Annotated in this window: 22 protein-coding genes; 11 read left to right on the forward strand and 11 right to left on the reverse strand. The window is 71.5% G+C overall.

What is annotated here, in order from left to right; all coding sequences use genetic code 11:
• Nucleotides 1-522: 522 nt before the first annotated feature.
• Both K8612_RS29150 and K8612_RS29155 read right to left on the reverse strand, forming a co-directional pair.
• Nucleotides 523-1005 (reverse strand): SMI1/KNR4 family protein, encoded by a 483-nt coding sequence (locus tag K8612_RS29150; RefSeq protein WP_223764670.1) that lies wholly within the window; start codon nucleotides 1003-1005, stop codon nucleotides 523-525.
• A complete protein-coding gene (locus K8612_RS29155) occupies nucleotides 995-1435 on the reverse strand; it encodes a hypothetical protein (RefSeq protein WP_223764671.1) in 441 nt (146 codons plus the stop codon). Before K8612_RS29155 ends, K8612_RS29150 begins: the two co-directional genes overlap by 11 nt.
• Nucleotides 1436-1864: 429 nt before the next feature.
• On the opposite strand from K8612_RS29155, the gene K8612_RS29160 reads away from it, so the two are divergent.
• Together K8612_RS29160 and K8612_RS29165 are read left to right on the forward strand one after the other, a co-directional pair.
• A complete protein-coding gene (locus K8612_RS29160; RefSeq protein ID WP_223764672.1) occupies nucleotides 1865-4009 on the forward strand; it encodes an ABC transporter substrate-binding protein in 2145 nt (714 codons plus the stop codon).
• Nucleotides 4006-5643: a WD40 repeat domain-containing protein gene (locus tag K8612_RS29165; protein WP_223764673.1), complete on the forward strand. Its 1638-nt coding sequence runs from the start codon at nucleotides 4006-4008 to the stop codon at nucleotides 5641-5643. The genes K8612_RS29160 and K8612_RS29165 overlap by 4 nt, the downstream gene beginning before the upstream one ends.
• Here K8612_RS29165 and K8612_RS29170 read toward each other — a convergent pair.
• On the reverse strand, nucleotides 5637-6329 hold the full coding sequence (locus K8612_RS29170) for an NAD-binding oxidoreductase (RefSeq protein ID WP_223739362.1): 693 nt from the start codon (nucleotides 6327-6329) through the stop codon (nucleotides 5637-5639). The genes K8612_RS29165 and K8612_RS29170 overlap by 7 nt on opposite strands.
• Nucleotides 6330-6384: 55 nt before the next feature.
• Between K8612_RS29170 and K8612_RS29175 the strand changes: the two genes are divergently transcribed.
• A complete protein-coding gene (locus K8612_RS29175; protein WP_223739361.1) occupies nucleotides 6385-7170 on the forward strand; it encodes a transglycosylase domain-containing protein in 786 nt (261 codons plus the stop codon).
• A gap of 7 nt (nucleotides 7171-7177) precedes the next feature.
• Here the strand turns inward: K8612_RS29175 and K8612_RS29180 are convergent, their stop codons facing one another.
• The 5 genes from K8612_RS29180 to K8612_RS29205 all read right to left on the reverse strand — a co-directional run bounded on the left by K8612_RS29180 (nucleotide 7178) and on the right by K8612_RS29205 (nucleotide 14118).
• Complete coding sequence (locus K8612_RS29180; protein ID WP_223739360.1) at nucleotides 7178-7627, reverse strand: hypothetical protein; 450 nt, start codon at nucleotides 7625-7627, stop codon at nucleotides 7178-7180.
• Between the two features lie 38 nt (nucleotides 7628-7665).
• Nucleotides 7666-9369, reverse strand: a complete 1704-nt coding sequence (locus tag K8612_RS29185) for a serine/threonine-protein kinase (RefSeq protein WP_223764674.1) — start codon at nucleotides 9367-9369, stop codon at nucleotides 7666-7668.
• 139 nt (nucleotides 9370-9508) lie between these two features.
• Nucleotides 9509-11224: a hypothetical protein gene (locus tag K8612_RS39385; RefSeq protein WP_306799740.1), complete on the reverse strand. Its 1716-nt coding sequence runs from the start codon at nucleotides 11222-11224 to the stop codon at nucleotides 9509-9511.
• 14 nt (nucleotides 11225-11238) lie between these two features.
• A complete protein-coding gene (locus K8612_RS29200; RefSeq protein WP_223764675.1) occupies nucleotides 11239-12213 on the reverse strand; it encodes a hypothetical protein in 975 nt (324 codons plus the stop codon).
• Between the two features lie 174 nt (nucleotides 12214-12387).
• Nucleotides 12388-14118, reverse strand: a complete 1731-nt coding sequence (locus K8612_RS29205; protein WP_223764676.1) for a CpaF family protein — start codon at nucleotides 14116-14118, stop codon at nucleotides 12388-12390.
• Nucleotides 14119-14261: 143 nt separating this feature from the next.
• Here K8612_RS29205 and K8612_RS29210 point away from each other — a divergent pair, with 143 nt between their 5' ends.
• The 6 genes from K8612_RS29210 (at nucleotide 14262) to K8612_RS29235 (ending at nucleotide 19479) form a co-directional block, all read left to right on the forward strand.
• The gene (locus K8612_RS29210) at nucleotides 14262-15014 is read left to right on the forward strand and encodes a hypothetical protein (RefSeq protein ID WP_223764677.1); all 753 of its coding nucleotides are present in this window, start codon (nucleotides 14262-14264) and stop codon (nucleotides 15012-15014) included.
• Nucleotides 15011-15577 carry a hypothetical protein gene (locus K8612_RS29215; protein ID WP_223764678.1) on the forward strand — a complete coding sequence of 189 codons (567 nt, stop codon included), beginning with the start codon at nucleotides 15011-15013 and terminating at the stop codon, nucleotides 15575-15577. The genes K8612_RS29210 and K8612_RS29215 overlap by 4 nt, the downstream gene beginning before the upstream one ends.
• 56 nt (nucleotides 15578-15633) lie before the next feature.
• Nucleotides 15634-16314: a uracil-DNA glycosylase gene (locus tag K8612_RS29220; RefSeq protein ID WP_223764679.1), complete on the forward strand. Its 681-nt coding sequence runs from the start codon at nucleotides 15634-15636 to the stop codon at nucleotides 16312-16314.
• Between the two features lie 38 nt (nucleotides 16315-16352).
• Nucleotides 16353-16982, forward strand: a complete 630-nt coding sequence (locus tag K8612_RS29225; protein ID WP_223764680.1) for a TPM domain-containing protein — start codon at nucleotides 16353-16355, stop codon at nucleotides 16980-16982.
• Nucleotides 16979-18598: a TIM44-like domain-containing protein gene (locus K8612_RS29230; protein ID WP_223764681.1), complete on the forward strand. Its 1620-nt coding sequence runs from the start codon at nucleotides 16979-16981 to the stop codon at nucleotides 18596-18598. Before K8612_RS29225 ends, K8612_RS29230 begins: the two co-directional genes overlap by 4 nt.
• Nucleotides 18599-18675: 77 nt before the next feature.
• Complete coding sequence (locus K8612_RS29235) at nucleotides 18676-19479, forward strand: acyl-CoA thioesterase II (protein WP_223764682.1); 804 nt, start codon at nucleotides 18676-18678, stop codon at nucleotides 19477-19479.
• Here the strand turns inward: K8612_RS29235 and K8612_RS29240 are convergent.
• From K8612_RS29240 to K8612_RS29250, 3 genes are all read right to left on the reverse strand, one after another.
• Complete coding sequence (locus tag K8612_RS29240) at nucleotides 19455-20201, reverse strand: endonuclease/exonuclease/phosphatase family protein (protein WP_223764683.1); 747 nt, start codon at nucleotides 20199-20201, stop codon at nucleotides 19455-19457. The genes K8612_RS29235 and K8612_RS29240 overlap by 25 nt on opposite strands.
• A gap of 23 nt (nucleotides 20202-20224) precedes the next feature.
• Nucleotides 20225-20584: a response regulator gene (locus tag K8612_RS29245; protein ID WP_223739351.1), complete on the reverse strand. Its 360-nt coding sequence runs from the start codon at nucleotides 20582-20584 to the stop codon at nucleotides 20225-20227.
• Nucleotides 20585-20731: 147 nt separating this feature from the next.
• Complete coding sequence (locus K8612_RS29250) at nucleotides 20732-22069, reverse strand: Xaa-Pro peptidase family protein (RefSeq protein ID WP_223764684.1); 1338 nt, start codon at nucleotides 22067-22069, stop codon at nucleotides 20732-20734.
• Between the two features lie 278 nt (nucleotides 22070-22347).
• Between K8612_RS29250 and K8612_RS29255 the strand changes: the two genes are divergently transcribed.
• Together K8612_RS29255 and K8612_RS29260 are read left to right on the forward strand one after the other, a co-directional pair.
• On the forward strand, nucleotides 22348-23193 hold the full coding sequence (locus K8612_RS29255; protein ID WP_223764685.1) for a class I SAM-dependent methyltransferase: 846 nt from the start codon (nucleotides 22348-22350) through the stop codon (nucleotides 23191-23193).
• A gap of 60 nt (nucleotides 23194-23253) precedes the next feature.
• Entirely contained in the window at nucleotides 23254-24018 is a 765-nt protein-coding gene (locus K8612_RS29260) for a M48 family metallopeptidase (protein ID WP_223739348.1), read from the forward strand.
• Nucleotides 24019-24177: the final 159 nt, after the last annotated feature.

The following is a 24177-nucleotide window of genomic DNA, read 5'->3' on the forward strand; positions in this document are numbered from 1 at the left end:
GGGCCTGCCTGCTCGGCTGCACCTATGTCTTTGATTCTGCTTTGCTTTTCGCCGCCGCGTTAAACGGACGCGGATGGTCGAAGGGCGACTCGATGAAATCTCTGGAGAATGACTTCTAGCTTTTCGAGCGCAGGCGCTTCGACAGGTACGGATGACCGCAGGCTTCGGGCTGCCAATCGGTCTAGGTATTGGACTGCCTCTGCAAGTAGCAGATTCTTCGTGTGTACCTCTTCTCGTCTTTGCTCGGCGAGTTCGTATTCCTCCATGTAGATGATGTTGAAAAATTGCCCGGCGCTCATGGTTCTTTCGACCCAGTCGGAAGCTTCGCCAAAGGCATCTACAAGTGCTGATTTTAAAGTGGCTTTGAACGCAGAGAGTTCTGCTGCGGAGATTGGTGTGGAAGCCATTCTTCTTCCACGGTCCATTAGAGAGCGAAGGTGTGCTGCCCCCTCTGAAGGGGGTAGTGTGGGAGACTGTTGTGTGAGTTCTGGCATGTTGGATTCTGATATGATGGCTACATTCTTATGGGGCATTAAGCCAGAACCAGTCCCCATTGCTTCGAAGTGCTTCCGCTAGAAAGCGTGAGAAGCTTGGTGCGATCTCCGGGCAATACTCCGGATTGGGGAACATCTCGCGATAGCCGTCCCGGATCGAGTAGCGATCTTCCTGTGACGCGCTGACATCCAGGATGATGCAGTTGCCGTCCTTGACCGCGCAGATGGACCACCAGTGAGCGGGTCCTCTGTCGTCGGTGTCCTTCCCGCGAATCGCGACACGCGCGCGGACGATTTGCGCGAGCGGATGGAAACGAAACGGGGGATCGATCCGGTCGAAGAGATCCGCTCCGTCACAATGCAGGTAGAACGCACGCAGGTCCGGATCCAACCTCCATCCCACCCGCTGCTCGAAGGCTTCGATCTGCTCGGCCGTAGCGGGCGGATTCGGAAAATGCCGCTGGGAAATCTCCAGCAGCATCGCGCGCATCGGCTCCGGTTCATTCGCCATAGGGATAATCGACTCCCACGCCATTCCATGGCGGTGCTCCGGCATAGCACTGGCCATATGAGTCCGTGACGTACTGGTGGAGGTCCTGAGGCAGCGGAATCACGTTGTCCCAATTGACAGGGTCGCCACCATGACCCAGGTCGAAGACATGGTGCCCTTGCCAGGGTGTGCCGCCCGCGTCGCTCGGCCATGCTCCCATGCGCTTCGCCCACTCACGGCGGAAGGTGTCGCGGATGTTGTTCCAGCGACTGCGGTTCGCTCGCGTCGCGGCTGGCGCAATGGGTGTGTAGTTGCAGCAGCAGTGCGTCACGCCGTACCGGCTGCCCGCGTGGACGACAGGGCCTTCGAAGTCCATCTTGATGTCCGCCAGCCAGATGCATCCCATGACCACGTTGCCCGTCGCCGCGCACTTGCTCTCGCAGGAGCGCATGAACGCGGGTCTGCATTGCCACGGGCCGTAGTGGATGACCGTGCGGAAATGACCTCCTCCGGGGACGGCAACCAGGGGCCCCACCCACTTCCGACCAGGACCCACCAATGAGGGGGTGACCGAGCCGCAAGCCGTGGAGGCAAGCATCAGGGCCACCATGACCAGGATGCTGCATCGCAAGGACCAGGAGGGGGAGGATTCCACGGCCACGATGTTAGAGCGTCCGTGACCTGCGCCGCGACGGTCCATGCTCGCCCGCCAGGCGTGCGTCCCGGGCCGCGTGAGGGTGCGGTCCCATGGCCACGGGGCAGGGGCTCCCCTCGGTGACGCAGGCGGGCACGCGCGGTGCACTGAAGCGGACGTTCCAGGGGAATCTTCCCCCCGCTCAAGTGTCGACGGAGCCGCACCCGCGCTGCTATGCACCTCGCCATGGAAGTCCTCTCCGCATCGCGCCGCGCGCTCGTCGCCGCGCTGGCCCTGACGTTGACCGCCTGCCCCAAGACGCCTTCCCGCACTGACGGCCGGGACGACACCTCCGGGGGTGACTCCACCCAGCCCAACCGGCCGCGCGTGGAGGTGAGACAGGACGCCACCGCGAACGCCGCGCTCGCGCAGGCCCGCACCCAGGCGCAAGGCAACCCGGACAAGAAGCAGGCCGCGGAGGCCTACCTGTCCGTGCGCAAGGCGTACCCCGCCACCACCGCCGGCCAGGACGCGCTCTACAACGCGGGCGTCCTCTACTTCGAGGCGAAGGACTACGCGAACGCGCGCAAGACCTTCAACGAGCTGCTCTTCGAGAACCCCCTCCACGCCCAGGCCGAGGACGCCAAGCACAAGCTCGCCATCTCCGCCATGGAGGTCGGCGCCTACCGCGACGCGTACCAGACGCTCACCAGCCTGGCCGAGCGCGCGGAGGGCGCGGAGAAGGAGCAGCTCCTGCGGGAGGCCGCGCGCGCCGCGGAGGGCGCGGGCCTGTACTCGCAGGCGCTGTCGTCCGCGGTGAAGGAGGCGGGCGACGCGCGGACGGAGGAGGAGAAGGCCGCCTCGGTGAAGAAGGTGGAGCAGTTGGTGGAGGGCCGCGCCAGCTTCCTCGACATCGCCCGCGTGCAGGAGGGGCTGTCCCCGTCCAACCCCGCGTGGCCGGTGCTCCAGTTCAAGCTGGCGCGCATCTACTACCACCTGCGTGACTGGACCCGCCTGGAGGAGACGCTCCAGACGTTCCTGCGGGACGCGCCCAACAGCACCTTCGCGCCGCAGGCCAGGGAGCTGCTCGCGCGCGCCACCCGCCGCGTGGAGGTGCGCCCGCGCACCGTGGCGGTGCTGCTGCCCATGACGGGCCGCTACCAGCCCATTGGCGAGGCGGTGCTGCGCGGCGTGAAGCTGGGCCTGCAGGGCAGCGACATCGAGCTGGTGGTGAAGGACACGCAGGGCGACGTCAACAAGACGGGCACCGCGATGGAGCAGCTCGCGTTCGACGACGGCGCCATCGCCGCCATGGGCCCGCTGCTGGTGGACGACACCAAGCGCGCGGCGCTCCTGGCGGAGGAGCTCCAGGTGCCGCTCCTGACGATGAGCCGTCAGGAGGGCGTCACGGACATTGGCCCGTACGTCTTCCGCAACATGCTGACGAACTCCGCGCAGGCGCGCGCCATCGCGGACTACGCGATGAACGTGAAGGGCTACAAGCGCTTCGCGGTGCTCTACCCGAACATCCCCTACGGCGTGGAGCTGGCGAACGAGTTCTGGGACGACGTGGTGTCGCGCGGCGGCGCGGTGCGCGGCGCGGAGTCGTACTCGTACGACCAGACGACGTTCACCGGCGAGGCCAAGCGCCTGGTGGGCCGCTACTACCTGGAGGACCGCGGGGACTACGCGGAGGCCGTGCGCGACGTGCAGGGTGAGAACATCACGGACGCGTACCGCCGCCGCAAGGCCATGGAGAAGGCGCGCAGCGGCGTGGAGCCCATCATCGACTTCGAGGGCCTCTTCATCCCGGACGACTGGCGCCGGGTGAGCCTGGTGACGCCCGCGCTCGCGGTGGAGGACATCGTCACCAACGCGTGCGACCCGCGCGACCTGGAGCGCATCCGCAAGACGACGGGCAAGAAGGACCTGAAGACCGTCACGCTCTTCGGCACCAACCAGTGGTCCAGCCCCAAGGGCCGCTCGGGCCTGCCGGAGCTGCTGGAGCGCGGCGGCAAGTTCGTCACCTGCTCGGTGTACGTGGACGGCTTCTTCGTGGACTCGCAGCGGCCGGCGACGCAGAAGTTCGTGAAGACCTACCGCGACGCGTACAAGGAGACGGGCCGCGACCCGGGCCTGCTGGAGGCCATCGGCTACGACTCGGCGCGCATGGTGCGGCAGGTGCTGGACAAGCAGCGCCCCAACACGCGCGCGGCGATGCGCGAGGCGCTGGCGGGGCTGAAGGACTTCGACGGCGCCACCGGCCGCACCTCGTTCAACGACAAGCGTGAAGCGGACAAGCAGTTGTTCCTCCTGTCCGTGGACAACAAGGGCGTGAACGAGATCAACGTGGAGAAGGAGAAGGCCGCCGTCCGCGGCTCGGGTTCATGAGCCCGCGCACCGGGGGCTTCGTGCTCGCGGGCGCGCTGGCGCTCACGGGCTGCGCGCACACGGCCGCGGGCCTGCCGCCGGACGCGCGGGGCCGGTTGGCGTCCACGCCCGGAGGCTTCCTCTCCGGCGCGGTGGAGGGCTTCGACGGGGAGCCCACCGTCCTCAACCGCAAGGACTTCATCTACGCGTTGGACTTCGCGCCGCGCGGCCAGCGCGTGGCGTACACGCGCCTGGGGGATGACGCGTACCACGTCTCCGTCTGGGACCTGGCGCCCGAGGCGAAGTCCGGGGACGACGGCGCGCCGGTGCTGCGCGCGGATCCATCGGTCAACGTGCAGCAGTACGACCTGGAGGGCGTGGCCTTCTCGCCGGACGGCGCGCGCGTGGCCACGGTGAGCCGCAGCGGCGCGGTGCAGCTCTTCGACGCGGCGACGGGCTCGCAGGTGGGGGTGCTCGCCACGGAGGAGCCGCTGGTGTCGGTGGCCTTCCATCCGGACGGCCGGTGGCTGGCGGTGGGCAGCGCGCAGGGGCTGGTGTCCCTGCTGTCCGTGCCGGAGCTGGCGTTCGGCGCGGAGGCGCGGCTGCACGCGGGGCCGGTGAGCGCGCTGGCGTTCGCGGCGGACGGGACGCTGTACTCGGGCGGCTGGGACAAGCACGTGCGCGCGTCGGACACGCCGGAGCAGCAGATGCGGCCGGACGTGGCGCGCACGCACTTCGAGCGGCGCGGCGGGTTCGCGGCGGTGCAGGGCCGCGTGGACAGCGGGCCGCCGGTGGTGCTGGCGCTGGACTCGCGCACGCCGGTGGTGGTGCTCACCGCGGCCGCCGCGGCGGCGTCCGGCATCGACGCGGCGTCCCTCCAGGACACCGTCACCGTGCCGGGCGCGATGGGCAACACCGTGGCGCGCCTGTCGCGCGGGCGCACGCTGCGCTTCAAGCAACTGACGCTGCCGGGCGTGGACGTGGCGGTGTGCGACGCGTGCGTGCCGCAGGGCAGCCAGGGCGTGCTGGGCGCGCCCTTCGCCGAGCGCGTGGACACGGTCTTCGACGAGACGACGGCGGAGGCGGTGCTCACGCTCAAGGGCGGCGCTCCGCAAGGGGCGGCCACGGCGACAGGCCGGGCGCTCACGCCGCGGCGGGACTTCACCTTCCCGGCGCACGTCAACGACGTCACCGTGGACGCGCGCGGCCAGCGGCTGGGCGTGGCCTTCAGCCAGGAGAAGGCGGAGCGCAACCGCACGGTGTACGAGCGCGAGCGCAAGGGCGTCCAGGAGCCCCAGGGCCCGTGGAACGCGGGCGCGCTGGTGGACGCGGCCTCCGGGCAGGTGCTGCGCAAGTGGGAGCTGCACCACGGCGTGGTGTCCACCGCGGCCATCTCGCCGGATGGGCGCTCGCTGGTGTCGGGCGGGTGGGACCGGCGCGTGTATCTCTTCTCCGAGGGCGCGCCGGACGCGAAGGGCGAGCTGGAGTTCGGCTGGTCCGTGCGGCGCGTGCGCTTCTCACCCGACGGACGCCAGGTGGGCGTGGCCGCGTGGACGCCGCAGAAGGTCACCGGCAACCAGGAGAGCGACCCGGCGGCGGTGGTGGTGGGCGTGCGCTACGCGGCCCCCACCGTGGAGACGCGCGCGGCTCAGTAGTTGAGGAACACGGCGCTGCGCGGGACGCCGCGCTGGCCCAGTTGGGCCATCACGTCCTGCACCATGTCCTGGGGGCCGCACACGAAGGCGATGGCGTGCTCCAGCCGCTCCTCGCCCAGGTGGGCCTGCACGTAGCCGGTGAGGCCCTGCCAGCCGCTGGCGCCGGGGCGGCTCACGGTGCACAGCACGCGCACGCCGTCCGCCTGCCACTGCTGCAGCTCATGCTGGTACGCGAAGCCGCCCGCCGTGCGCGCGCCGAAGTACAGCGTCACCCGGCCATACGCGCCGCGCTCCTGGCGCACGGCGGCGATGACGGGGCGGATGGCGGAGATGCCGGAGCCGCTGGCGAACAGCAGCAGGTCTCGGCCGCGCGCCTTCTCCATGGGGAAGCCCGGGCCCGCCGGGAGCGTCACCTCCACGCGCGCCCCCAGGGGCAGGTGCAGCAGCGCGGACGGCAGCGAGCCTTCGTCCTTGAGGAGGAACTCCCACCGCGTGCCGGTGGGGGTGGGCGGCGAGGCGATGGCGAACATGCCCGGCTGCCCACCCGGGAGGCGCAGTTGGACGTACTGCCCCGGGTGGGTGTGCGAGCCCACGAGCGGCGTCCCGCCGACGTCGAGCACCCAGTCGGTGAGGCCATCCGCCGAGGGGGTGCGGGCGGTGACGGTGGCGGTGTGCCAGTCGCTCATGGGGACTTTCTAACCCGTCCTCCTGGCGCGTGCCTCCCCTGCTAGAGTCGTGCCCGTGAAGACCGTGTTCTGGCTGTTCATGTTCCTCGTCGGTCTGGCCGGCGTGGTGATTCCGATCACGTACCTCTACACGGCCAGCAAGCTGCCGCGGCTGGAGAGCGAGTTCGACGTCGAGAGCCAGTTGCGCCATCGCATCGAGGGCGACCGGATGAGCGTGCTGGCCGGGCGGATGGACCAGGGCATCCGGGATCGCTCGTCGGTGACGTTCACGCGGCCGGACTTCTCGCGGATGCCCAAGGACCTGGTGGCGCTCTACATCCGCCAGATGAACTGCCCCACCTACTTCCAGACGCCGCGCGAGGACGGGCGCGCGTGGGCGTGGCGCCTGTTCGCCGGCGTGACGCTGGGCAAGGCGCCCCCCGGGGACGGCGCCTGTGAGCGGCGCCTGGCCATGCGCATCGCGCGGGAGATGGGCATCGAAGGGGACCTGCAACTGTCCGTGGCCGCGCACCGGCTGCACGCCTTCTTCCAGAAGGACCAGCTCGTGGCCTACGACCTGTCCATCATCCGCTTCGAGCGCGGCGTCGTCGGCGTGGAGGACGCGGCCCGCAAGCTCTTCCACCGCGAGCTGGGGGAGCTCCAGTTGGCGGAGCTGGCGGAGCTGCAACTGGCGCTGCCGCCGTACGGCTATTACGGCGACATCAAGGCGTGCAAGAACGCCAGCCTCATCCGGCAGAACCGCGACATGCTGTTGCAGGACCTGGCGGGCTACGCGCTGGTGAGCGAGGAGCGCGCGCGCAACGCCATCGCGCAGCCGGTGGCGTGCCTGTCGGTGAAGTAGCCGGCGCTCAGCGCCGCACGTCCGCGGGCACCTGGGGGAGCCAGCCCACCTCCAGCGCGCCCCACAGGCCCAGCAGGATGGCCTCCGCGGCGTCGTGGCGCAGCGAGGTGGGGCGGGGCGCGCGGGACCAGTCGATGACCCGCCGCGCGAGCGTGTCCGCGGCGTCCTTGGCCTGTGCGCCGCTGCGCTGCTCGCGCGCGTAGAGCAGCCGGTGGCGCCAGTCCTCCGCGGCCACGCGAAGCACGGGCAGGGCGCGGCGCAGGGCCTCGCGCTCCCAGACGTCCGCGATGGGGCCGCCGCCCTCCAGCACGAGCCACGCGAGCGGGGACGCTTCCTGGAGCACGGCGGGCACCGCGCGCTTGAGCCGCGCGTGCGTGCCCAGGTTCTGGGAGCGGTACCACTGAAGCCGCCCGTCCGCGCCGAAGCGCGCGAGCCCGCAGCGCAGGCCCAGGTCCACCGCGAGCAGCGCGGCGGGGCCTGGGGACGCGGGGAGCGTCAGAGGGCTTCCTGCTTGACCTCGTTGAGGTCCTTCACGATGCGCGCCCGGTCCGCGGCGGAGGACTCCTCGGTGGCCAACTGGAGCTGGTAGAGGAACCCGACGAAGTGCTTGCGCTCCGTCTCGCCCAGCTTCGTGTTGGCCTTCACCCTGGCGGCGACGGAGCGGATCTCCGCCAGGAGGTCTTCCTCGGAGGGGATCCGGCTGCCGCGGGACGTCGGGCGGCCCTCTGACGGCGCGGCGTGCTTCGCCGCGACCCTGGGGGCCGGCTCCGCCTGCTTCGCGGGGGCCTCCACGACGGGGGCGGGCGGCGGCGGCGGGGTCGCTTCCCGCACGGGCTCGGCGACGGCCTCCGGCGGAGGCTGCGTGGGCGTGGGGTCCGCCTTCGGGGTGGGCGGCGGCGGCGCGGCGACGGCGACGGCGGGCGGCGGCGTCCCACCCCCGCGCGTGGCGATGACCACGCCCACGGCGGCGAGCAGCACGGCCGCGCCCACGGCGATGGGGGCGAGGCGGCGCAGGGACGACGTCTCTTCCTGCGGCACCACCCTCAGGTCGTCCGGCGGGACCGGCGGCGGGACGTGGGTGGTGGGGCGGCGCGCGTCCGCGTCGCTGACGGCGACCGCGGGGGCGGCGGGCTTGGGCGGCGCGGGCTCGACGGGGGCGAGCGCGGTGGGGTTGGTGCGCGTGGCGCGCAGGGTGCGGCGCAGCTTGGCCAGGTGCTGACGCAGGGGGTCCGCGGAGTTGGGGCGCGTCTCCGGGTCCTTGGTGAGCATCTGCAGGATGAAGGCGTCCACTGCGGGCGGCAGGTCGGGGACGAACTCCGACGGCCGGGGCGGGCGCGCCTCCACGTGCTTCATGAGCAGGTCCACCGGGGAGCTGCCGATGAAGGGCAGCCGGCCGGTGATGATTTCGAAGGTGACGACGCCCATGGCGTACAGGTCCGTCATGGGCCCCACGGACTGGCCGCGGGCCTGCTCGGGCGCCATGTACTCCGGCGTGCCGACGACCATGTCGGTGCGCGTCTGCGCGGTGCGGCCGGTGGGGCCTTCGCCGCGCTTGGCGAGCCCGAAGTCCAGCAGCTTCACGTAGCGCGAGCCGTCCGGCTGGCGCACGAGGAAGATGTTGCTGGGCTTCAGGTCGCGGTGCACCACGCCCGCGCCGTGCGCGGCGCCCAGGGCGGCGAGCACCTCATCCAACAGGGACAGGGCCTCCGGGACGGGGAGGCGGCCCTTCTCCGCGAGGATGGCGTCCAGCGGCTGGCCGTCCAGGTACTCCATGACGATGTACTGGCGACCGTCGGGGAGCTGGCCGAAGCCGAAGATGTCGATGATGCCGCGGTGGCGGATGGCGTTGACGGCGCGGGCCTCCGCGAGGAGGCGGGCCACCTGCTCGGACGAGTGCGCCAGCTCGGGGCGCAGCACCTTCACGGCGACGCGCTTGCCGATGAGGGGCTGGATGCCCTCGTAGACGAGCCCCATGCCGCCCACGCCGATGCGCGCGCGCAGCTCGTACTCGCCCAGCTTCAGGCCGATGAGGGGGTCGGTGATGGCGGTCGCTTCGGTACCGGGGTGCTCCACGATGACCTTCGGTTCCGGTGGAGTCGGATGGAACGACGACAGCACGACGGTGCCATCGCGAGGGCACACCGCCGTCTCGGACGGAACGGTGAGGCCGCAGGTTTCGCAGATCAGCTCGGAAGACATCTCCACCACGGGGGAGCGTAACAGGTGAAATCCCGGGAAGCGAAACGCCCGCCCCGGGGCGCCGGGCAAGCAAACAGGCACCTGCCCCCGGGTCGCGTTTTCTCACCCGCTGGTGTCCGGCAGCGGGCGATGTGGTGGGTCAGGGAGCCGTTTGGACACAGCCGCCACGGGTCTCCTGGGAGATGCCGGGGCTGCCCGTGCCGCCGCCGTCGCTGGTTCCACCATCGCCACCGGGGCCCGCGATGACGGTCACCGTGGAGGCCTTGAAGACCGTCGAGTTGGCCCCACACCAGATGCCCACGGACGGTCCACCGCCGCCTCCGCCACCCGCACCGCCGGAGCCGCCCGGACCGCCGTTGCCTCCACGACCTCCATTGCCACTCACGATGTAGTAGTCGGGAGGTGCCCCGGCGACCCGGGAGGTGGACGAGTTGTAGACGCCACCATCGCCGCCCATGCCGCCGGCACCGCCTTCGCCTCGCTCGCCTCCCGCGCCGCCGCTACCGCCGCCCCGGGTCGTGAGCTGCGCGTCCGTGATGGCGACGCTGGAGTCGAGGACGAGCAGCGCGATGGATGCGCCACCGCCCTCGCCCCCACGGCCTCCGGTGCCGGGGCATCCACCGCCACCGCCACCGCCTCCGCCCGCCCCTCCCGTCAAGGTGATGGCCAGATTCGAATTGCAGCTCCCGCCACCGCCTCCGCCTCCACCCCCGCCACCCGCGGCGCCTTGCCGGCCGTCCTCACCCGCTTGATTGGCCATCCAGCGGCCATCGGCTGACACCACGCCGTCTCCGCTGCCTCCATCGCCCGGAGCGCCTGCATCCCCGGCAAGGCCGTCCGCGCCGGGCATGCCGTCGGAGGCGGTGCAGGTACACGTGGTCGCGTTGCACTGGGCGCTTGGAGGAGGCTGCACCCGGGTGGTCGCGCCCCCTTCACCCCCGTCCGCGCCGGCGGCCGCGATGTCGCCCGCGGCGCCCGCGGCGCCCGCTCCGCCCTTGCCCCCCAGGCCACCACTGCTCTTGGGCTCACACGATGTCCCGCCGTTTCCGCCCGGCTGGGGCAACCCGGAGTTGTAGACCGAGGACACGCCCGCTCCACCGTCGGTCCCCTCTTTGCCCGGCGTCCCCGGTGCGCCGCTCTTCCCCATGGCGCCCAGCCCGGCCTCGACGACCAGGCGCCGGAGGTCCACCGAGGGGCTGCCAATGATTCGCAGCGCGATGGAGCCTTCGCCTTCCTGGGTCGCGTTCGAGGAGGCGATGTGCAGCGCATCCAGGAGGACCCCCGCGTCCTGGACGTTCACATCGCGGATGGTGAAGGCCAGCGTTCCTCCGTCGATGAGCGTGGTGCCGCTGCCCGGCAGACGGTTCCAGACACCTGAGCCCGGACCGTTCCAGCGATAGCCCCCGTAGACGGACACGGGCGTCGTCACCAGGGTCGCTGGCTCGTTGTACGCGCCCACGCCCAGATACAGGTTCGTGCGCCCCGGCTCCGCGGTACGGATCAGCTCGAGTGCACGGGCCAGCGTGCGGACTGGAGCCAGGTGCGAGCCCTCATTGGCGTTGTCGCCCCGCTCGGGGTCCACGAAGAAGCCCGCGGCCGCGACGCCATCCACACCGTCGCAGTCCGTGTCCCTTCCCTCATCATCGGGGAGGTCAGGCCCCGAATTGGGAACGGGCTCGCAGTCATAGCCCGCATCCGGGCCACCGTCGGTCCCGGCATCCCCGCTCGCCTGCGGTCCGCAGCGGCCCTCGCCCTGACAGTTCTCATAGGCCGCGTCGAAGTCACTGCAGCCGCCCGCGCCGAGCACCGCACCGAACACCGCGCCCAGCGCGCCGACCTTCCAGAGGTTCCGCATGGCTTTCCCCGTGCTCACTGCCACGTCCCAGCGAAGCTCAGTCCACCGCCCTGCGGTGTGAGCGTCACGGACGGCTGAACGTTCGTCTGCTTCACCGGCAGGAAGTACATCAGCGCGCCCGCGGCGATCGCCGCCGCGCCCACCCCGATCCCCGCCACGCCCAGCGTCTGCGAACGCTTGCCGGAGTCGCGCACCTTCTCCGCGTCCTGCAGGTCCGGATACTCGTTCGTGTTCAGGTCGCTGAGCTTCCCGCGCGACTGCACGTAGAGCACCGTCCCCACGCCCGCGAGCACCACGCCGCCCGCCGCCGGCACCCACGCCCACTTGCGCCGTCCCGGCGTCTCCACCTTCGACCCCTCCCCGGTCACGCCCAGCGCGGTGGGCGGCTGCACGCCGGGCGTCAGGTCCGGTCCCGGCACGGGCTGCTTCACGCCCGGCGTCACGTTGGGCGTCTGCTGCGCCACGGGCGGCGTCACCGGCGGCGGCGCCACCGGCTCCGGACGCAGCACCCGCAGCGTGATGGGCACCACCTCGTCCAGGGACCGCGTCAGCGCGTCCATCACCTGGTCCTTCTTCACCTCCGGGACGGAGTGCTCGGTGAGGGGCGCGCCATCCTGTGCCGTGTACACGCGCACGCCGGCCTTGTAGCCGTTGAGGTAGGGCAGCACCTCCGTCACCATCACCACGTCCGTCTTCGCCGCCGCGCCCAGCGACGCGATGCACGCCGGCTGCGTGCGCTTGCAGCGCATCATCGCCGTGCGCTGCTTCTTCGGCAGCGTGCGCGTCACGTCCTCCACGCGGATCACCTCCAGGCCCCGGGCCTTGAGCTGCTCGGCCACGTGCTCCTGGGCGATTCCGATGAGGTAGCGCGGCGTCCCCCGCGTCGCGTCCGTGGGCGCCAGCAACACGGTGACGGGTTTCGCGGAGGAGGCGGGTGCGGGCGCCTGGGCGACCACCAGGGTGAGCGCGGCGAGGAAGGGGATCAACACGGGAGCACTTTCTCCCTGACCCGCCCTCCTCGCAAGGTCAGGATTCGCGGACCCATGTGGTGGGACAGGGCCCCACCCACCCGGGGGCGACACCGGTGTCCGGCGCCGGGCTCCCCGCGTGGATGCGCTCCGTCATCACGGCGCGGGAGACCTGGAAGGTCCCCCCGCCGTCGGCTACCGGCGCGGGCGCTCCGGCGGCGGGCGGATCTGCGTCTTCTCGGACGTGTTCAGCTCCGTCCTCGGCCGGTCGTCGTCCTCGTCCTCGTCGTCCGAGGGCGGCGGAGGAGGACCCGGCGGACGGCGCGTGGGCGTGGCACCCGCGCGCAGCGTGTTGGACGGCGGCGGACCGGGACGGGCCGGAGCCGGCGGTGGACGGCGCGGCGGCGGCGTGTTGCGCGCGGGCGGGGCCTCCGCGAGCAGGTCCTCGGACACCTGCACCAGCGGCTCGGACGCCGGCGTGGCGCGGGTGTCCTCCTGCTCCGCGAACGGGTTGCGCGTGGGCGGCGGCGTCTTGTCGTCGTCCTGCGGGGGCGGCGGGCGCGGCGGCAGCGAGGGGCGCAGCGCCGGCGCGGCCTTCGCGGGCGGCGGCGCCGGAGCCGGCGCGGCGGCGGGCTTGGACGGGGGCGCCGGCTGCTTGGGGCCGGCGACCGGGCCGTCCGGGGCCGCGTTGCGGAGCACCTGCTCGAACCGGGCCCAGTCCTCCTTGAAGTGCGCCGGGTCCGGCAGCCCCTGCTCGCGGTGCTTCAGGGACGGGGCCCAGCGCAGGGTGTACGCCTCGCCCACCTGGAAGCTGGGCGGGGGCGGCACGCCGTAGGTGGCCGGGTCGAAGAAGGCGTCGTCCAGGTCGTCGAAGCCGTACGCGCGCGCCTTCTGGATGAAGTTGGGGATGATGCCGGTGGGCGCGTGGTAGCCCAGGATGTTGCCGTGCTCGTCCTTGGCGACGGGCGTGAAGACGAAGATGTCCTGGGTGCGGTACTCGCCCTTCTCCGTGAGGGGCAGCACCTCCGACAGGGCAATCGTCTTGCGGCTGCCGTCGTGGAGGCGCTCGCAGCAGATGACGAAGTTGATGGCGCTGGCCACCTGGGCGCGCACGGCGACCATGGGCAGCTCCACGGACGACATGAGGCACAGGGACTCGATGCGGCGCAGCGTGTCCGTGGGCGTGTTCGCGTGCGTGGTGGCCAGCGAGCCGCCGTGGCCGGTGTTCATGGCCTGCATGAGGTGGAAGGCCTCGCCGCCGCGCACCTCGCCCACCACGATGCGGTCCGGGCGCAGACGCAGCGCGGAGTGCAGCAGGTCGCCCATGTCCACGGCGCCCTTGCCGAACTTGTCGGCGGGGCGGGACTCGAAGGCCACGATGTGGGACTGGTTGAGCTGGAGCTCGGCGGAGTCCTCGATGGTGAGGATGCGCTCCTCGTCCGGGATGAGGGACGAGACGATGTTGAGCAGCGTCGTCTTGCCGGAGCCCGTGCCGCCGGCCACCAGCATGTTGAGCTTGGTGGCGATGCCGGCCTCGATGAGGCGCGCCATGGGCTTGGTCAGCGACTTGAACTTCAACAGCGAGTCGATGGTCAGCTTGTCCTTGAAGAACTTGCGGATGGAGATGGTGGTGCCGTTGCGCGCGATGGGCGGGATCACCACGTGGATGCGGCTGCCATCGGGCAGGCGCGCGTCCAGGCGGGGGCGCTCCTCGGACAGGGGGCGGCCCACGAACTGGGCCATGTTGCGCGCGGCGCCCAGCAGGCCTTCATCGGAGAAGGAGGCATCCGTCTTGATCAGCCGGCCCTTGCGTTCGATCCACACGTCGGTGGGGCCGTTGATCATGATTTCCGACACCGACTCGTCGTCCAGGTAGGGGAGGACGGGCTTGAGGAAGGCGCGGAGCGACTCGGTGTACATCGTCATGGCGGGCGCAAGGCTAGCGCGCCCGGGCCCGGGCCCCAAGCTCCCGCCCTGATTGCCTGCTCGCTTTCCGGTGCGGCGTTCCGGCACGATGCCGCCCACGGGCGGCCCTCCGCCCTCCGTTTCCGAGGAAGGGGTGCCAGCCCATGCGCGGTCCCTGGTGGTGCTGCCTGGTGTGCTGCCTCGGAGGCTGCGCGTCCTCCGCCGTGCTCGACCCGGACCTCGTGCGGCCCGAGCCAGGAGCCCCCTTTCTGGAGGAGATTCCCGGGCCCCTGCTGGGCCCCTTCGATTCGGCCTCGGACGCGCTCCTGGCCGCGTGCGGGAAGATCCTCTCGAAGCCCCACGCCAGCGCGGGCCGCCCGGATCACCCCAGCTTCAGCACCCACTGGCGCGTCTCCAGCGAGTACTGCGCATGGCTGTACTACACGCCGGAGCACCAGTTCTCCGTCAGCCGGCTGACCGACCAGTCGAAGGTCGATCCCGCTCAGCGGAGCAAGAGTTGCCTGCTGCCCTCCAAGGTCGCGGATGCGCGGTATCCCTCCGACTCCATCCGCTACATCTACGCCCTCCACAACCATCCCTATGGCAGTGCGCTGTCCTCGAATGACCTGCGCTTCATCGTCTCCGAGGGCCGGGTGCACGGCTTCGAGACCGAAACGAAGGTCGGACGCGTGCGGCTCTCCATCGTCGCGTTCTTCTCCAATGCGATGGAGCCGGCATCGTGCGACGGCTTCCATCAATACATCCCCCTCACGGGGCAGTTGCTGAAGTGGACACGCACCGCATCGGCGGGATGGCAGTGCGAGCAGACGGGGCGCGTCACGTGGCACGATGCGGACGCATTGGACTTCACCCTCCAGAAACTCCAGGGCCCCTGTCTCAGAGGGGCAGGGCCATGAAGCGGCTGCTGCTCGTGGGCGCGGTGCTGTGCACCGCGTGCATGCGGCGCGAAGCGGGTCCTTCTGACTCGCTGACGTCGGAGGACCGCTCCGTCGTCTTCCCGGAGATGTTCGCGCGAGAGGCGCTGACCGTTGGGGCTCCGGGGCAGCCGTACTCGCTGGAGGGCAGCCTGCTTCGGGCCATGGTCGTGGCGGCCGATGACTTCCTCCCCCGTCATCAGGAGGGGCGGTCCTGTTCGAGCAGGAGGGAGGCCCATCGCTTCCGGATCCTCCGTGAAGGAGACATCGTCTTCATCCGCATGGACCTGGACCCGCGCGCCTGTGAACCCGGCGGGATGCTGCTGGATGGAGGCGCCACGTACGCGGTCCGGCTGTCGGACGGACGCATCCTGCGGCGGCTCCACGATGGCGAGCCGGATGGAGCGCTCGTTCCTGCAGGCTCCGATGCGGGTGTGCACACCGGCCCTTCGGACTCGTCCATCCCCGTGGGGGACACCTCCTGGGGCGAGCCGCAGCCCTCGTTTCCAGTCCAGTTGCTGGACGCCGGGAGCCCCCATCCCTGAACGGGCCGCCTCAGGACGCGCGCGCTGGTCTAGGGTGCGGCCCACGGAGGAGTGCAATGAGCCTGGCGGATGGGTTGCCCGAGGACTGGAAGGAAGTACTGCAGGACGCCATCCACGCCCCGTCGTTCGCGGAGCTGGAGAAGTTCCTTCGCAAGGAGCGCCAGGAGCACACCGTGTTCCCGTCGGAGGAGGACCTGTTCTCCGCGTTCCGTCTCACGCCCTACGCGGACGTGCGCGTGCTGCTCCTGGGCCAGGACCCCTACCACGGCCCGGGGCAGGCCCATGGCCTCGCCTTCTCCGTCCAGCCCGGCGTGCCGCCCCCGCCCTCGCTCGTGAACATGTTCAAGGAGCTCCAGAGCGACGTGGGCGCGCCGAAGCCTCGCGACGGGTCGCTCATCCCGTGGGCGAAGCAGGGCGTGCTCCTGCTCAACACCGTGCTCACCGTGCGCCAGGCCTCCCCCAACAGCCACGCGAAGCACGGCTGGGAGCCCTTCACCGACGCCGTCATCCGCGCCGTCAGCGACAAGCAGGACCCCGTCGTCTTCCTGCTCTGGGGCAAGCCCGCGCAGAAGAAGAAGGCCCTCATCGACACGGAGCGCCACATCGTCCTGGAGGGCGTGCACCCCTCGCCGCTGTCCGCCAGCAAGGGGTTCTTCGGCAGCAAGCCGTACAGCACCACCAACGCCGCGCTGAAGAAGCACGGCCAGCACACCATCGACTGGGAGCTGCCCTCGTAGGAGCGTGCCCCGGGGGTTGGCTATAGTGCCCGCCCACGATGGCCACGACCTTCCTCGAAGACGCCGCACGCACCCAGGCCGCGGAAGCCGTCGCGGCCATTGAGTCCCAGACCGCCGCGGAGGTCGTGGTGTCCGTGCGCCGCGCCTCCGGCGACTACGCCCACACCGATGCCCGGCTGGGCGCCGCCGTCGCCTTCGTCATGCTCCTGGTCCTCCTGTTCATCCCGCAGGAGGTCCACCTCTTCGCCTTCCCGCCCGTGGTGCTCCTCTCCTACGCCGCGGGCGTGATGGGCGGCCGCCTGCTGCCGTCGCTGCGCCGCGCCCTCACCCCGCGCAAACTCCAGGAGGACGCCGTGCGCACCGCCGCGAAGGCCGCCTTCACGGAGCTGGGCGTTTCGCACACGTCGCGCCGCACCGGCATCCTGGTGTTCGTCTCCCTCTTCGAGCGCCGCGTGGAGGTCGTCACCGACTACGGCGTGGACACCTCGCTCATGGGCGCCGAGTGGCAGGACGCGCTCACGCAGGTGTCCGCCGCGCTCGCCGCGTCCACCGCGCCCGAGCCCTTCCTCCAGGCCCTGCGCCGCATCCAGGCGCCGCTCGCGCGCGTGCTGCCCCGCCTGGAGGATGACGTGAACGAGCTGCCGGACATGCCCGGAGCCGTGGCGTGAGGCGCTCCCGGTCCGTCCTCCTCCTCGCCGTCGCGCTGTTCCTCGGGCTGGGCCTCGCCGCCCTCCCGGAGGCCGAGGCGCGCCCCGGCGGTGGCAACTCCTACCGGGGCTCCAGCCGCGGCTCGTCGAGCAGCCGCAGCTCCTCCAGCAGCCGCAGCTCGTCGAGCAGCCGCAGCTCGTCGTCCTCCTTCGGCTCCAGCAGCAGCCGGTCCTCGTACAGCTCCGGCAGCCGCTCCTACAGCTCCAGCGGCTCGTCGTCCTCGAACGGAGGAGGGGCGTTCGGCGGCTTCTGCCTGCTCATCGTCGTCGTGGGTGTGATCGCGATCGTGCTCATGAACGCGAAGTCGGGCGCGGGGCAGCGGGACTGGAGCACCACCGCTCCCCGTGCGCCTCCGCCGCCCCGGCGTCAGGGCTCGCTGCGCACGAAGCTCGCGAACCTGGCCCGCGTGGGGCCCAGGGGCTCGGACGGGTCGACGCAGCCGTTGGATCCGGAGTTCTCCATCGTCCTCTTCGAGGACTTCGTCTACTCGCTCTTCGCCCGCGTGCACGAGGCGCGCGGCGGCGACCGCCTGGCCACGCTGGGCGGCTGGCTGTCCGATGACGCCATCGCGTCGCTCCAGCAACTGGGCACCCCGGACGCGGTGAAGGCCGTGGTGGTGGGCGCCGTCACGTACGAGTCCGTGGAGGGCGTCAGCGCGAACAGCCAGCGCGTCCGCGTCGTCCTGCGCTTCGAGGCCAACTACACGGAGGCCACCTCCGGCGCCGAGCAGAGCTGGTACGTCGCGGAGGAGTGGCGGCTGGAGCGCGACGCGTCCGCGAAGTCCCGGGCGCCCGAGGACGCGCGCGCCTTCAAGTGCCCGAACTGCGGCGCGCCGCTGGAGTCCGTGCACGGCCACAAGTGCTCGTACTGCGACACGGTGGTGAACACCGGCGAGTTCGACTGGGTGGTGACGCGCGTGTCGTCGCTGGAGCGCGAGCGGCGCGGCCCCCAGCTCACCGGCACCACGGAGGAGCAGGGCACGGAGCTGCCCACCGTGAAGGACTCGCGCGCGCAGGAGCGGCTGAACGCGCTCCTGCACGACGACCCGGAGTCCACGCCGCTCGCCCTGCGCAGGCGCCTGGAGTTCATCTTCCAGGAGATGCAGACCGCGTGGGCCCAGCGCGAGTGGAAGGGCATGCGGCCCTTCCTCAGCGACAACCTCTTCCAGACGCAGTTGTACTGGATCAACGCCTACCGCCAGGCGGGCCTGCGCAACATCACGGAGGACGCGCACATCACGAACCTGGTGCTCGCGCGCGTGACGCGGGATGCGTACTTCGACGCCGTCACCCTGCGCGTGTTCGCGTCCAGCCTGGACTACACCGTGCGGGACCGGGACGGACAGGTCGTGGGCGGCAGCCGCTCCCGGGAGCGCGCGTACAGCGAGTACTGGACGCTCATCCGCGGCCGGGGCGTGCAGGGCAGGCCCTCCACCCAGAAGCAGTGCCCGTCGTGCGGCGCCCCGCTGTCCATCAACATGGCGGGCCACTGCACGCACTGCCAGGCGCGCGTGACGTCCGGCGAGTTCGACTGGGTGCTCAGCCGCATCGAACAGGACGAGTCCTACCAGGGGTAGGCGAGGGAGCGGGGAGGCGCGCACCCGCTCATCCAGGCCAGGACATCCCCGCCGGGGACACTAGGATGGCGCGCACCATGACCGCGCCCTTCCTCGCCGCCACCCTCGTCGAACCCCTGGAACCCGGGCGCTACCGCTCGCGCTACGAGGCCGCCTGGTATCAGGGCCGCGGCGCCTACGGCGGCGTGGTGGCGGGGCAGGTGCTGCGCGCGCTGGAGCACCACCTGAACGACCCCCAACGGCCGGTGCGCTCGTTCACCGTGCACTTCTGCTCGCCCGCGGCGGAGGGCGTGGCGGACCTGCACACGCGCATCGAGCGCGCAGGCAAGCTCGTCACCCACGCCACCGCGCGCGTGGAGAGCGGCGGCGCGGTGGTGGCCGTCGCCACGGCGACCTTCGGCGCCGCTCGCGGGGGCGCTCCCGGGTACCTGGACTTCGCCATGCCGCGGGTGCCCGCGCCCGGCACGCTCACGCCCGTGCACGAAGACACGCCCATGCCGGACTTCTGCCGCTTCTTCGAGTACCGCTACTGCGTGGGCTCGCCGCCGTACTCGGGCGGGCCCGAGGCGGAGGTGGGCGGCTGGCTGCGGCCTCGCGTCCCCACGGCGCTGGACGCGCCCTTGTGCGTGGGGTTGATGGATGCATATCCGCCGTCCGTCCTGTCGCGGCTGGACGGCTTCCGCGCGGCGGCGTCCGTGGACTTCAGCGTGCAGTTCTTCCAGACGTTCCCGCTGAAGGGCACCGCGCCGGACGCGCAGTACCTGCGCACCGGCCGCTCGCGCCAGGCCGCGGACGGCTACACGGAGGAGACCCAGCTCCTCTGGGCGGAGGACGGCACGCTGCTCGCGCAGTGCCGTCAGCTCGTCGCCGTGCTCGGCTGAAGCGCCAGCTCGGCCACCACGGCATGGTGGTCGGAGACGGCGTCCGGCAGGCGCGCGTAGCGGGTGAAGCGCAGCGCGTGGGAGACGAGCACCTGGTCCAGGCGCTGGCGCGCGTCCGGGACGGGGTAGGTGGGCTCGCCTTCGGTGGGCGTGTGCAGTCCCAGCGCCGCGCACAGGCGGTCCACGGGCCCGTCCGCGTCCTCCGCGTTGAAGTCACCCATCACCACGCGAGGCCGCCGGGGCCGCTGGCGCAGGGCGTGGATGAGCTGGTCCACCTGCCGCCGCCGCACCGCCGCGGAGAACGGATCCAGGTGCAGGGACACCACCTCCGGCCCGTGCTCCCCGGCGAGCGTGGCCACGACGTAGCCCTTGTCCACGCGCCGGTCGCGGCCGAAGTGCGCCGTGTCGCGTGACTCCAGGGGATGCCGGCACAAGAGCGCGGTGCCCTGCGCGAACAGGCCGGGGACGCCGGAGTGCACGCCGTGGTGCACGTGCGGATAGCCGGCCTGCTCCGCGATGCGGGCCACCTGATCCACCCGCCCGCTGAAGAGGCTGGAGCGGTCCGCCTCCTGCAACGCCACCACGTCCGCGCCTTCACGGGCGAGCAGCGCCGCCACCCGGTCCAGCGTGCCCAGCAGCGCGGACCGGCCGCGCAGGAAGGGCAGGGGCACGGCGAACGGCGCGCCGTGCGCCACGTTCAGGGTGAGGACCTTGAGCCGCACGGAGCCGGTGCGCGCGTGACGGCTCAGGCGGCGATCTGCTTGCGCAACAGCCGCGTCAGCTCCGCGGGGTCCACCGGCTTGGGCAACAGCTCCGCGCCGTAGCGGATGGCCACGGGCAGCAGGTCATCCAGGTCCGAGTGGCCGGTGAGGAAGATGAACGGCGCGCGGCACTCCTGCAGCTCGCGCATGGCGACGAGCACGTCGGAGCCGTTCATGTCCGGCATGTTGTAGTCGCACAGGATGGCGGCGACGCCGGTGAGGTCCAGGTGGAAGGCCTCCGCGGGGGACTGCACCGTGAGCACCGTGTAGCCCGCGCCCCGCAGGGTGTCTCCCACGGTCGCGAGCACGAAGAGGTCATCGTCGATGACCAGCACGGTTGGCATGGCGGTCCTCCAGCGCCTGGGCGGCGCGCGCGATGCGCCCGAGTGTATCCGAGCCCGCGCGTCCGCGCGCCACGCCCCACCGTTCAAGTCGCCGGGTTCGGACCCACCCACGTCGTAGGGTGTGGGCAGGGTCCGCGCCCCGGGCCCTCAGCGTTGCGCGGGCGTGACGGGGGAGGGGATGAGGATGAGCTGCTCCTGGGGTGGGTTGAGGTACTCGGCGCCGGTCTCCGTGACGACGGCCATCTCCTCCACGGAGAGGATGCGCAGCGCGTCCGGGCTGCTGCCGTCCTTCCACGCGTAGAAGCCGTCGAAGGCGAACACCTGCCCGGGCTGGAGCTTGCGCAGCGAGGAGCCCGTGGGCGGCTTGCCGGACGCCGCGCCGGACAGGGCGGGGCCGGCGTCATGGGCCCAGTAGCCCACCGGATGGCCCGTGCCCCACATCACCGGCTCGGAGCCCGCTTCGCGCATCCAGTCGCGCTGGGCCTTGTCCACGTCGTAGCCGCGCGCGCCGGGCTTCATCGCCGCGAGCGCGATGCGGCTGCCCTTCTTCGACTTCTCCCACTTCGCCAGCGCCTCCGCGGGCGGCTGCTTCTCCCCCGGCGCCAGCACGTACGCGAAGCGCTGGATGTCCGTCACCCACGTGCCGCCCACGCGGATGCCGAAGTCCGTCTGGATGAAGTCCCCCGGCTGGATGACGCGGTCGGTGGCGTTGGAGTGCCCGCGCGTGGGCCCGCTGTTCACGTTGGGGTTCTGGTCCGGCTGCCACCCATCCCCCACGCCCAGCTCCGCGATGCGCTTCTTGAGGAAGCGCGCCACGTCCGAGTCCCGCGTCTTGCCGGGCACCACCGTGCGGTACGCCTCCTCCTCCAGCTTCGCGGTGAGGTCCGCCGCCTTGCGCAGGATGTCCACCTCCTCGGGCGTCTTCACGGACAGCCACTCGGAGACCAGGTCCTCGGAGGACACCAGCTTCTTGCGCAGCGCGGGGGACAGCGCCGCCTCCAGCTTCGCGCGCTGCGTGGCGGACAGCCCGTCCGCGATGGACATCCGCTCCGACGAGTTGATGGCCACCTTCGCCGGCTTCGCCTTGGCCAGCCGCGCGGCGATGAGCGCGTTCACGTCCGCGCCGCGCTCGAAGGCCACCACCTCGTCCACCACGCCCATGTCCCGGAGCGCCGTGGCCTCGCCCTCGGGGGAGAGCGCGGTGGAGCGCAGCGAGTCACCGTCGCGCAGGAACAGGAACGCGGCGGTGCCGCCCGCGTTCTCCCCGCCCACGTGGGCCGCGAGCGGGTCGTTGTCGTTCTCCCGGCACAGCACCACCCACGCGTCCACGCCCGCGCGGGCCATGGCCTGGGGCAGCAGCTTCTGGAGCCGCTCCTTGCGCACGCGGGGCCACGCGCCCTCCGCCGCGGGCACGGCGGGCGCCGCTTGGGCGAGGGAGGCGAACAACAGGGCGGAGAGCAGCACGGGCCGGACGCGCGTCGTCATGGCGGAGGCGTTCCTTCAGGGTGGGGGGACGCGCGGATTGTTTCACGGCCGCGCCGCGCGGCAACCCACGCGCCGTGCACCGCGCGGGGGCTTCACCCGGAAGTCCAGGAATCACAAGAGACATGTCCGGGACGTGGGCCTGTCCGGGGATGGACGCGGCCCTGCCCTCCGGTCGCGGAGGCGGATGGCTGTCTGTCATTGCGCCGGGACCGCCGGGCGGGCGCGCACGGCGCCAGGGCTTGCGACCGTGCGCGTCGTCTCCAACCCCGGAGTCGCACATGCGTGTCGAAGAAACCAGTGCCGCCGCGGAGTACGTCCAGGGCAACGAGGACCGGGAGCTGCGACGGCTGATGCTCCAGGCCCAGGTGTACGCGCCGCTGACGGAGGGAGTGCTGCGCGGGGCCGGCTTGAAGCCCGGCATGCGCGTGCTGGACGTAGGCTGCGGCGTGGGGGACGTGTCCTTCCTCGCCTCGGAGCTGGTGGGCCCCACGGGCGAGGTGGTGGGCGTGGACCGCGAGGAGCGCGTGCTCGCCTGCGCCCGGCGCCGCGCCGGAGCGCAGAAGCTGTCCCACGTGCGCTTTCAGCAGTGCAGCCTGGAGGCCCTGCCCGTCGGCGCCCCCTACGACGCCGTCATCTGCCGCCTGGTGCTGATGTTCCAGCCGGATCCGGTGTCGTTCGTCCGCCGCATGATGGAGCACCTGCGCCCCGGCGGCGTGCTGGCGGTGCACGAGCTGGAGCTCGCGGCCATGGGCCTGACGCACCCCAGGCTCCCGCTCTTCAACCGCATCTGGAACTGGATGCTGCCCACCTGCGAACGCCTGGGCATCAAGGTCCACATGGGGCTGGAGCTGGTGTCCACGCTGCGGCGGGCCGGGCTGGTGGTGGATGACGGCGTGGTGGGAGGGCGGCTGAGCGTGACGCCGGACTCGGAGCCCACGCAGACCCTGGTGGAGACCGTGCGCACGCTGCTGCCCCACATGGAGCGGCTGGGCGTGGCGCTGCCCATGGAGGTGGACATCGACACGCTGGCCGCCCGCCTCACCGCCGAGCTGCGCTCCAACGGCGGCGTGCTGGTGCCCAGCCTCATGGTGGGCGTCTGGGCCCACCGTCCAGGCCCCGTCTAGCGCGGCCGGCTTCGCACGACTTCACGAGCGGCGGGGGAGTGGGTCGCTTAGAGTGGCCCCATGGCAAAGACGGCATCCCGCAAGTCCCCCGCGAAGGCGAAGAAGCAGCCCGCGCGCCCCGCCGCGCCCGCGAAGCCCCCGGCCCGGCCGGTGAAGGCGAAGGTGGAGAAGGTGGAGCCTCGCCGCGCCTCCGCGTCATCCCCGAAGCCCCCCGTGCTGGAGGCCGAGCCCGTCTTCGACTCCAGCCCCCAGGCGGCCCCGCCCCGGGCCACCCCCAAGGGCCTGCCCGCGGGCGAGCCCCAGGGCCGCGTGCTGCCCTTCGAAATCGACCCGGCGCAGTTGGAGGCCGGCTTCAAGAAGCTCCGGGGCGAGCTGGTCCACTGGACCAACAAGGGCCGCTACACCAAGGTCCGCTTCAAGTTCCGGGGCAAGCAACTGCTGCCCGACCTGCCCCTGGCCGCCGTCGTCGCCGCGGAGGGCCTGTCGTTCTACTGGGGCGGCATCCTGCGCGTGCTCGTGGCCAACGTGGTGGGCAAGAGCGTGCTGGAGGTGGAGCTGGTCAACGACGCGGACAAGCGCGTCCAGGCGGGCCGCGAGGCGCTCCTGTCCGGCGACGTGGACCAGGCGCTCACGCTGTTCCGCGAGGCGCTCGCCATGGACCGCGACAACGCCTCCGCGCACCTCAACGTGGGCGTGGCGCTGAAGCTCCGCGGCGACCGCGAGGGGGCGCTCGCCGCGTTCGAGGCCGCGAAGGCGAAGGACCCCGAAGGCGGCGTGGGCGCGGAGGCCGAACGGCTGGCCGCGAACCTCCGCCCGAAGGCCTGAAGACAGGGCCGGAAGGGCCCCGGAAGACGGGCCTGGAAAGGGCCTCCGGTGGGGCTGAAAACGCACCGCCCGGATGTTCCCTCCGGGTGCCCCGGAAAGGCCCCCTCCGACCCCTGGAACCGGGCGGGCGGGCAGCCGTGGCGAATCCCCCCTGTTTCC

The organism is Corallococcus sp. AS-1-6 (assembly GCF_020037015.1).
Classification (GTDB): Bacteria; Myxococcota; Myxococcia; order Myxococcales; family Myxococcaceae; genus Corallococcus.